Raw genomic sequence first — 8,283 nt, 5'->3', positions numbered from 1 at the left:
GGCAGCGGGCCGGGGTGTGGGCGCAGATCCTCACCGGGCTGCAAGCTCTCGCCGATGCGGCCGGGCTGATCACCTGGGATGTCAGCGTCGACTCGACCACCGCCCGGGCGCATCAGCACGCCGCCGGCGCCCGGCGTGACAGCGGATCGCAGGTGCAGCCGCCGGGTGGTGTCGGACCGGCCGAGCCGGACGATCACGCGTTGGGCCGGTCGCGGGGCGGGTTCACCACGAAGTTGCATCTGTCCTGTGAGCAGGGCTGCCGGCCGATGTCGTTGCTGGTAACGGCCGGCCAGTGGGGCGACAGCCCGCAGTTCGTGGCGGTGTTGGAAGGCATCCGGGTGCCCCGGCTCGGGTCCGGGCGGCCCCGGACCAGGCCGCGAACCGGCGTAAGAAGGGCTCGGCCGGTGGTCGCCCACCGGCCTTCGACCCCGCCGACTACCGGTTGCGTAACGCTGTCGAACGGGGCATCAGCCTGCTCAAACAGCATCGGGCCGTAGCCACCCGGTTCGACAAGCTAGCCGTGCGCTACCTGGCCACCGTGCAGATCGCCGCGATCAACAGGTGGTTATGAACCCATCTTCTACTGAGCTTTTGAGGTCAGGGTCAGGGTGGTGCCAGTCCGCTGGTGGTGAGGAATCCGAAGGCGAGGGTGGGCCGGTACTGCATGCGTTTGAGACGGTTCTTGGTGATGCGGAGTAGGTCGTCGATGCCGCCGGGGGCGAGGTTGGTCATGCCGCGTTTGAGGCTGGACCACATGTTCTCGACCGGGTTGAGTTCGGGGGCGTAGCCGGGCAGCCGGTAGACGCGCAGTCAGGGTCGGGCGGCGATGAGGGCGCGCATCTTGGCGGACTTATGGGCGGGCAGTCCGTCCCAGAGCAGCACGATCGGGCCGCGTAGTTGCTGGTGGGCGGTGTCGAACAGGTCGGCGAAGTGGTCTTCGCCGAAGCCTTTCGGTTCGCCTTTACGTCCTCGGTGGACCATGGCGCGGTAGATGATGCGCGGCCGTTGTCCGGTGCGATAGGCGACGATTCCGGCGAAGGAGAGTTTGCGGCCGCCGCGGCCGGCGACCTTGACGATCGGGGTGGTGCCTCGCCGGGCCCAGGTGCGGGCCCAGGCTGGTCTCAGCGTCATGCCGGACTCGTCGGCGAAGGGCTGGTCCAGTGCCTGGATGCCGGCGCGGTTCTCGGTCACGGATGCGGCCACGACGATGACTACCAGCAGGAAGCCCAGCGTGTCTGTGACTACGCTGCGCTTACGGCCGACGATCTTTTTGGTGGCGTCGGTTCCTTGCGTCGCAGTCGGCGGGTTGGTGAATGTCTTCACGCTCTGCGTATCGATTACGGCAGCGGTGGGCTGCGGATCGCGGCCGGCTTTGACCCTGGCGAGGGCGGTCAGATCGACATTGAGATGGGCGAATATCAGCCGCCGAATAGCGGACGAAACAACACTTACCCAGAGAGGTACGTACTAGTAGATCAAGTACAAATTGAATGCCCTCTGATGTTGTATCCACAACGCGCAGACGATCATGCGGTGGCCGCACCTATTCCGGCGGATCCGAAGCTACATCACGAACGGCGGCTGCCGCAGTTAGTCACAATGAGAACCGGCCCCGTTCAGCGCTTCCGCTAGCACCGGGGCCGTTTCCCTAGCCTGTGACGCATTTAAACTTCTGCAACTTCCCGACGGGATTATGGTCGAGTCATCTCATTTTCTAAGCTTTGCGGATCCTTATAGCCTCTGATAAGCCCATAGTCGCATCACGAAGAGCATCGGCGCTGGACACCGTAGATGCAGCTCGCGAGCCTCGCGACCTCTGCCCTATCGCTGAGATTAGCACTAGCTGCATGCTGCCAGATCAAACACTCGCATCAGGGTAGTCAAAAAATGAGCCTTACTGGAGCCATTTCGAACCGTACCCTACTTGAATAAACGACCGCGGCTTACCTGAAGGAGTTAGGCGCTTCTTCTTGCGTAGCAGGTTCGCCCGGTAGAACATACCTGGAATTCCACAATCGGGTTAGCGGCGCTTCCTACCCGCTGGATGCCACAACCGGCCGATGCACCATTGGAGTCTCCAACCCGCCCCGAGGCTCCCGAGCGAAGCCAATAGTTGACGCTATAGCCATAACCGTCAGCAACGGTATCGCATGCATCAATGATTTGATGACTGTCTCGAACCTGCCCGTAGCCGCAGTCGGTCAAACCGGCCGCCCCGCAGAACTTTGGGCCGTACTCTCTGACGTCGTGGGCGTATGCGGGTGTGCCCCAGGCTAGCGTCAAAGCGCTCAAAGCAAGGCCAGTTGCAGCCGTAACGGCGCCCATTGCGGTCTTCCTCACATCTCTCCTTTAGGTCGAGATATCCATTCTGCACGCTTTAACGCGCGAACGCAGCCTAGCGGAAGACCAAATAGCCGTCAATGTATCTATTTGTGAGCTTCGTGGCACTCGGTTATGTAGCAGCTTGGCGTTGGCGGGTCCGCCGCAGCTGAGGCACTCGAGCATTCCAGCAACCGCGGTCCAGTGGATCATGTGCTCGGCCACTGCGTCGACGACCAGGACGCCGTCGGGGCCGCCGCGCCGGTCGACGACCCGCCGTACGCTCAGCCGCACGCCGTGCCGCTTGGCGAGGCGGGCTCGCTGGGCGCTGGTGTATTGCTCAGATTCAACTGGTCGTCGCAACATCGGCCTGTTAAGAGATCGTAGATGTTCGTCGAGGGCTTCGGCGGGAGTCGTCCAGCACCATCGTGTTCGACGCACCTCGGCACGGCCGCGGCTTCTTCGAAGCCCTCATCGTCGACAACCTCGACCTCGGCCGCCCGCACAACGTCGAAATCATCTTCGGCCGCAAGGTCCGCCGCGACACCCGCGGCACCTTCCGCACCGCCATCGACCGCCGCGACAACGGCGGCGTGCTGCTCAACGTCTTCTACAAACACTCCCGGATCAAGCAATACCTCAAAGACGGCCGCGCCCTGCGCATCGAGACCGTCGTCAACACACCCCGCGACCTGGGCTGCCACGCCCGGCTACCCAAGCTGGACGACCTGCAGGCCAAGGCCCGTGCCGACAACAACCGCTACACCCTCACCCCGGACGGCATCCGCATCGCGATCTTCTACACCAAGGTCTACAACCGGCTCCTGGTCCCACTCACCAGCGCCGACCAATTCCAAGCCCCACCGGACCTACGCGCCGCACTGGTCACCATCACCCGCAACGTCGACGACTGCGACCACGCCCGCCTGCCCCGCGCCGCCTGAAACTTGCCTCCATTATGAAGAAACTAGAGACCAGAGAGCGCTGGGCGCCCGGGCGTGACCTTGACCGCACCCCGCGCTGGACTGTACCTATACGGGTCGCGCGATCACATAGGGTTTCCGATGCGTCGATCCATGGGGGAACTAAATGTCGCCATCTCGCCCTGCCCTGCTCGCTCTCGCCACCGTCGCGCTGGCCGCCGGGTGCACCACGCCGGCCACCTCGCGGTCGGCCGCGCCCGCGTCCACGCCGGGCACCGAGTCCACCTCGGCGGCCGCCGCGCCGAGCCCGTCCGGCGCCCCGGCCCGGGACCAGTTGCTCGCCGCGCTGGAGAAGTCACGCGCGAGCACCTACCGGTTCAGCGTGACCGGTGACGTGCCGGACAAGCAGAAGGTCGCCGGCTCCGGCACCTTCGACCCGAAGGCGAAACGCCTCAGCGTCAAGTACAAGATCACCGGTAAGGAGACCGAGCAGAGCCAGCGGATCGTGGTCGGCACCGACCTGTACTCGCGGGAGAAGAGCAACGAGACCTGGGTGCACCTGGACCTGAAGCGGATCAAGAAGGACTCACTGTACTGGTTCGACATGACCGACCCGACCGGCCTGTCCCGGTTCACCTCGTCGGTCGACCAGGTCCGCAGCACCGGGCCGAACGCGTACGCCGGCACCCTCGACATCGAGGGCGACAAGTTCAACGACGGCTTCCTGCCGGTCGGCACCCCGGCCATCTCGGTCTGGTTCGGCGGCAACGCCCAGTTCACCGCGACCACCGACGCGGCCGGCTGGGTCACCTCCATCGGTGTGACGCTGCGCGACAGCGACGGCGCGCTGAAGATGACCACCCGGCTCAGCGGCCACGGCAAGCCCTCCGGGGTGAAGAAGCCGTCCAACTACGGCGAGGCCTGGGACTTCTACTACGACAAGAAGTAACGGCCGGGGTCACATGTCGAAGAGGTCGGCGGCCCGGGTGGCGCGCAACAGCCACCGCAGGTGCGGCTGCGGATCGTGCAGGTGGCAGGTCGCCTGCCGGGCCTCCGCCACCCGGCGGGCCGCCACCAGCATCCGCAACCCGGCCGCGTCGCAGAAGTCCACGCCGGCCACGTCGATGTGGATCTGCCGGACCGGGTCGCCGAGACCGATCAGGTCGTGCACCTGGGTCAGGTCGTAGAGCTGGGTCTGCAACGCCTCCACCGACATGGCGTCCAGGCTGCCCTGGAGGGTGATCAGCAGACGGTCGCCCTCCCGGCTGCCGGCGATCCGTGTGCCGGTCACGACGGCGCCTCCGGACGGGCCCGGATGATCGCCCAGACCAGCTTGCCGCCGCGGGCCGGCAGGGCGCCCCACGCCGACGCCGCCGACCCGACGATCCGCAGCCCCAGGCCCCGGTCGACCAGCGACGGGCCGAGCGGGCCGGGCACCGGATCACAGACCCGGGGCAGCACCAGGTCACCGTCGTAGACGGCCAGGTGCAGCGCGGCCGCCGGCCCGGAGCCGCGCGACGACACCACCACCTCGATGTCGGTGCCGGCGTGCTCGGCCGCGTTCACCACCAGCTCGGAGATCACCAGGCGGGCCCGTTCGCACAGGTGGCCCAGGCCCCAGCCGGCGCAGGCGTCGGAGACCAGTGACCGGGCCTGCATCGCGGCCGCCGGGTCCGGGGGCAGCGCCAGGTGCAGCCGGTCCGGCAGCGCGTTGCGGCCGGCCAGCGCGGCCCGGGCCTGCGACACGGTCGCGTACAGCACCAGCCAGTCCCGGGCGCCGAGACGCCGCAGCCGCCGGGCCACCGGCGCGTTCGCCGGCACGCAGACGGCGACCGCGACCGGCGGTTGCAGGGCGGCCCCCTGGGCGCACGCGGTCAGCCACAGCGGCGCGCTCACCGCGTGCGGGTCACGCAGCCGGTGCAGGTCCACGATCACCCCGGTCGGGTGCTCGGCCAGGCATTTGTCCAGCACCGTACGGGCTTGCACCGACCGTCGCCGGTCCCAGCCGCCCCACACGGACAGCTCGATGACCGCGGTGTCCGCGTCGATGACGGCCAGCACCGAATCCGCCACCGCATCGCCGGACCACCCGATCAGGTGCGGTGAACCCGCGCTCATACCCTCTTCTCCCGGAAATCAGCGACATCGATGCCGCCGCCGCAATTCTTGGATTATCCGGGAGATAGCGTCAACGGTGATTCACCATCCGCCACGATCTACAGGGCGCTCTGCAGAGCCAGCACCCCCCGGTTGACCGCCTTGATCGCCTTGCGGGCCGTCTCCTTCACGCTCGGCGTGGCGGCGGACGCGTCCTTCAGCTGGCCGAGCAGGTCGAGCACCTGGCGGGCCCACCGGACGAAATCGCCGGCCGGCATGTCGGCGTCGTAGTGGCCGCTGGCCAGCACCCGGGCCAGCGGCTCGCCACGGGCCCAGCGGTACATCGGCCAGACGAAGCCGGCGTCGGGCTCGCGGGTCAGCGACAGGCCGTGCTCCGACTCGTCGGCCGCGATCTCGCCCCACAGCTTGGCGCAGGCGTCGACGGCGCCGCTGACCGGGCCCTTCGGCACCGAGGCGCGGTCCTCGCCCTCCCGGCGCGACTCGTAGAGCACCATCGACACGGCGGCGGCCAGCTCCTCGGGGGCCAGACCCTCCCACACGTCCTGGCGCAGGCACTCGGCGACCAGCAGGTCGGCCTCCGACCAGATCCGGCCGAGCATCCGGCCGGCCTCGGTCACCTCGCCGTCGGACGAGAGGTAGCCGCGGGCGGTCAGGACCGCGCACACCTGGTCGAACGTCCGGGCGAGCGAGCCGGTGCGCCCGGCCACCTTGGCCCGCAACGTCTCGGTGTCACGGTGCAGACGGTGCCGCCGCTCGGCCCAGCGGGCGTGCTCCTCCCGCTCCGGGCAGGAGTGGCAGGGGTGCTGCCGCATCCTCGTCTTGAGCAGCGCGATCTCGGCGTCCTCCCCCGGGTTGGCGCGGCTGCGGCCGCTCCGGCGACGGTCCGGATGCCGGTCCAGGCCGGTGGCGCTGACCTGGGCGGCCAGATCCCGGCGGGCGCCCGGCGAGCGGTGGTTGAAGTTCTTCGGCACCCGCACCCGGGCCAGCACCTCGACCTGCCCGCCGAAGTCGCCGGGGCTGACCCGGCCGGCCCACCGGTCCTGGGTGAGCACCAGCGGCCGCGGCTCCCCGAACCCACCGGTCGCCGGCTCGACGACCACGGCCAGCCCGGCCCGGCGGCCCTGCGGCACCCGGATCACGTCGCCGGTCCGCAGCCGCTCCAGTGAGTCGACGGCCGCCGACCGGCGCTGCTGGACGCCCTGGCGCGACAGCGACTTCTCCCGGTCGGCGATGGCCACCCGGATCCCGAAATACTCGTCGAAGTCGCCGTGGTGGCAGGCGGCGTCCTCGGCATACGTCTCCATCGTCTCGACGTTGCGCTGCACCTGCCGGGCCAGGCCGACCACCGACCGGTCCGCCTGGAACTGGGCGAACGACGACTCCAGCAGCTCCCGGGACTTCTCCGCGCCGACCGAGCCGACCAGGTTGACCGCCATGTTGTACGACGGCCGGAACGACGACCGCAACGGATAGGTCCGCGTGGAGGCGAGCCCGGCCACGTGACGCGGGTCCACGTCGGGGCTCCACAGCACCACGGCGTGGCCCTCGACGTCGATGCCGCGGCGCCCGGCCCGGCCGGTCAACTGCGTGTACTCACCGGGGGTGAGGTCGACGTGCGCCTCGCCGTTGAACTTGACCAGGCGCTCCAGCACCACGCAGCGGGCCGGCATGTTGATGCCCAGCGCCAGCGTCTCGGTGGCGAACACCGCCTTGACCAGGCCCTTGACGAAGCACTCCTCGACCGCCTCCTTGAAGGCGGGAAGCATGCCGGCGTGGTGGGCGGCGACGCCGCGCTCCAGGCCGTCGAGCCACTCCCAGTAGCCCAGGACCGACAGGTCCTCGGACGGGATGGCGGCCACCTTGGCCGACACGATCCGGCGGATCTCGGCCCGCTCCTCCGGGTCGGTGAGCCGCAGCCCGGCGTCGAGGCACTGCTTGACCGCCGCGTCACAGCCGGCCCGGCTGAAGATGAACAGGATCGCCGGCAGCAGCCCGGCCCGCTCCAGGCGGTCGACCACCTCGGGCCGCGGCGGGGGCTGCCAGCGGCGGGCCCGGCCGCCCCGCCCGGCCCACCCGCCGGCGCGGTCGGTCAGCTCCATGCGCCGGTCCATCTCCCGGGTGTAGCGCAGCAGCTCGGGATGGACGTCGTGCTTGCGGGCCGCGTCGGCGTCGTGGAACAGGTCGAACATCCGCCGGCCGACCAGCATGTGCTGCCAGAGCGGCACCGGCCGGTGCTCGCTGACCACCACCTCGGTCTGCCCGCGGACGGTGACCAGCCAGTCGGCGAACTCCTCGTAGTTGCTGACCGTCGCGGACAGCGAGACCAGGGTGACCGACGCCGGGAGGTGGATGATCACCTCTTCCCAGACCGCGCCCCGGAACCGGTCGGCGAGGTAGTGCACCTCGTCCATCACCACATAGGCCAGATTGCGCAGCTGGTCGGAGCCGGCGTAGAGCATGTTGCGCAGCACCTCGGTGGTCATCACCACCACCGGGGCGTCCCCGTTGATCGCGTTGTCGCCGGTCAGCAGGCCGACCTTGTCGGCGCCGTAGCGGGCCACGAGATCGTGGTATTTCTGATTGGACAGCGCCTTGATCGGCGTGGTGTAGAAGCACTTGCGCTCCCCCGAGCGCAGCGCCAGGTGCACCGCGAACTCGCCGACCACGGTCTTGCCGGCGCCGGTCGGAGCGCAGACCAGGACCCCGCTGCCACGCTCCAGCACCTGGCAGGCCTCGCGCTGGAAATCGTCCAGGTCGAAGCCGACGTCGAGCATGAAATCCTCGAGGGCCGGATAGGTGGCGACCCGCGCCGCCCGCCGTCTGGATGCCGCGTACTTCTCGGCGGGACTAGTCATGACCCAAGGCTAGTTCGTGCGTACGACAATTCGCAGCACGGTATAGGGCCGCGAGGGCCACCGGGACC

The 8,283-nt window shown here is 68.6% G+C and carries 6 protein-coding genes and 2 pseudogenes; 3 read left to right on the top strand and 5 right to left on the bottom strand.

What is annotated here, in order from left to right; all coding sequences use genetic code 11:
- Positions 1-571 (top strand): annotated as a pseudogene (locus J5X75_RS46480) (transposase family protein); the annotation flags it as partial.
- Between the two features lie 32 nt (positions 572-603).
- Here J5X75_RS46480 and J5X75_RS45715 read toward each other — a convergent pair.
- Positions 604-732, bottom strand: coding sequence for a hypothetical protein (locus tag J5X75_RS45715; protein WP_274383559.1), 129 nt, complete (start codon positions 730-732; stop codon positions 604-606).
- 3 nt (positions 733-735) lie between these two features.
- A pseudogene (locus tag J5X75_RS45710) lies at positions 736-1,395 on the bottom strand (IS630 family transposase); the annotation flags it as partial.
- A gap of 1,352 nt (positions 1,396-2,747) precedes the next feature.
- Here J5X75_RS45710 and J5X75_RS36035 point away from each other — a divergent pair.
- The gene (locus tag J5X75_RS36035) at positions 2,748-3,263 is read left to right on the top strand and encodes a hypothetical protein (RefSeq protein WP_208468214.1); all 516 of its coding nucleotides are present in this window, start codon (positions 2,748-2,750) and stop codon (positions 3,261-3,263) included.
- A 145-nt stretch (positions 3,264-3,408) separates the two neighbouring features.
- On the top strand, positions 3,409-4,191 hold the full coding sequence (locus tag J5X75_RS36030) for a hypothetical protein (RefSeq protein ID WP_208468215.1): 783 nt from the start codon (positions 3,409-3,411) through the stop codon (positions 4,189-4,191).
- 9 nt (positions 4,192-4,200) lie between these two features.
- Here J5X75_RS36030 and J5X75_RS36025 read toward each other — a convergent pair whose 3' ends face one another.
- The 3 genes from J5X75_RS36025 to J5X75_RS36015 form a co-directional block, all read right to left on the bottom strand.
- Positions 4,201-4,533: an STAS domain-containing protein gene (locus J5X75_RS36025; RefSeq protein WP_208468216.1), complete on the bottom strand. Its 333-nt coding sequence runs from the start codon at positions 4,531-4,533 to the stop codon at positions 4,201-4,203.
- On the bottom strand, positions 4,530-5,360 hold the full coding sequence (locus tag J5X75_RS36020) for an ATP-binding protein (RefSeq protein ID WP_208468217.1): 831 nt from the start codon (positions 5,358-5,360) through the stop codon (positions 4,530-4,532). Before J5X75_RS36020 ends, J5X75_RS36025 begins: the two co-directional genes overlap by 4 nt.
- 98 nt (positions 5,361-5,458) lie before the next feature.
- Positions 5,459-8,215: a DEAD/DEAH box helicase gene (locus J5X75_RS36015; protein WP_208468218.1), complete on the bottom strand. Its 2,757-nt coding sequence runs from the start codon at positions 8,213-8,215 to the stop codon at positions 5,459-5,461.
- Positions 8,216-8,283: the final 68 nt, after the last annotated feature.

Origin of the sequence: Actinoplanes flavus, from assembly GCF_017592555.1 — a bacterium.
In the GTDB taxonomy this organism is placed as follows: domain Bacteria; phylum Actinomycetota; class Actinomycetes; order Mycobacteriales; family Micromonosporaceae; genus Actinoplanes; species Actinoplanes flavus.
This window is presented reverse-complemented; position numbering and strand designations above follow the sequence as displayed.

Coding starts and splice junctions, on each gene's coding strand:
- J5X75_RS36020 (WP_208468217.1), bottom strand. CDS start 5,360: ATGAGCGCGGGTTCACCGCACCTGATCGGGTGGTCCGGCGATGCGGTG.
- J5X75_RS36015 (WP_208468218.1), bottom strand. CDS start 8,215: ATGACTAGTCCCGCCGAGAAGTACGCGGCATCCAGACGGCGGGCGGCG.
- J5X75_RS36030 (WP_208468215.1), top strand. CDS start 3,409: ATGTCGCCATCTCGCCCTGCCCTGCTCGCTCTCGCCACCGTCGCGCTG.
- J5X75_RS45715 (WP_274383559.1), bottom strand. CDS start 732: ATGACCAACCTCGCCCCCGGCGGCATCGACGACCTACTCCGCATCACC.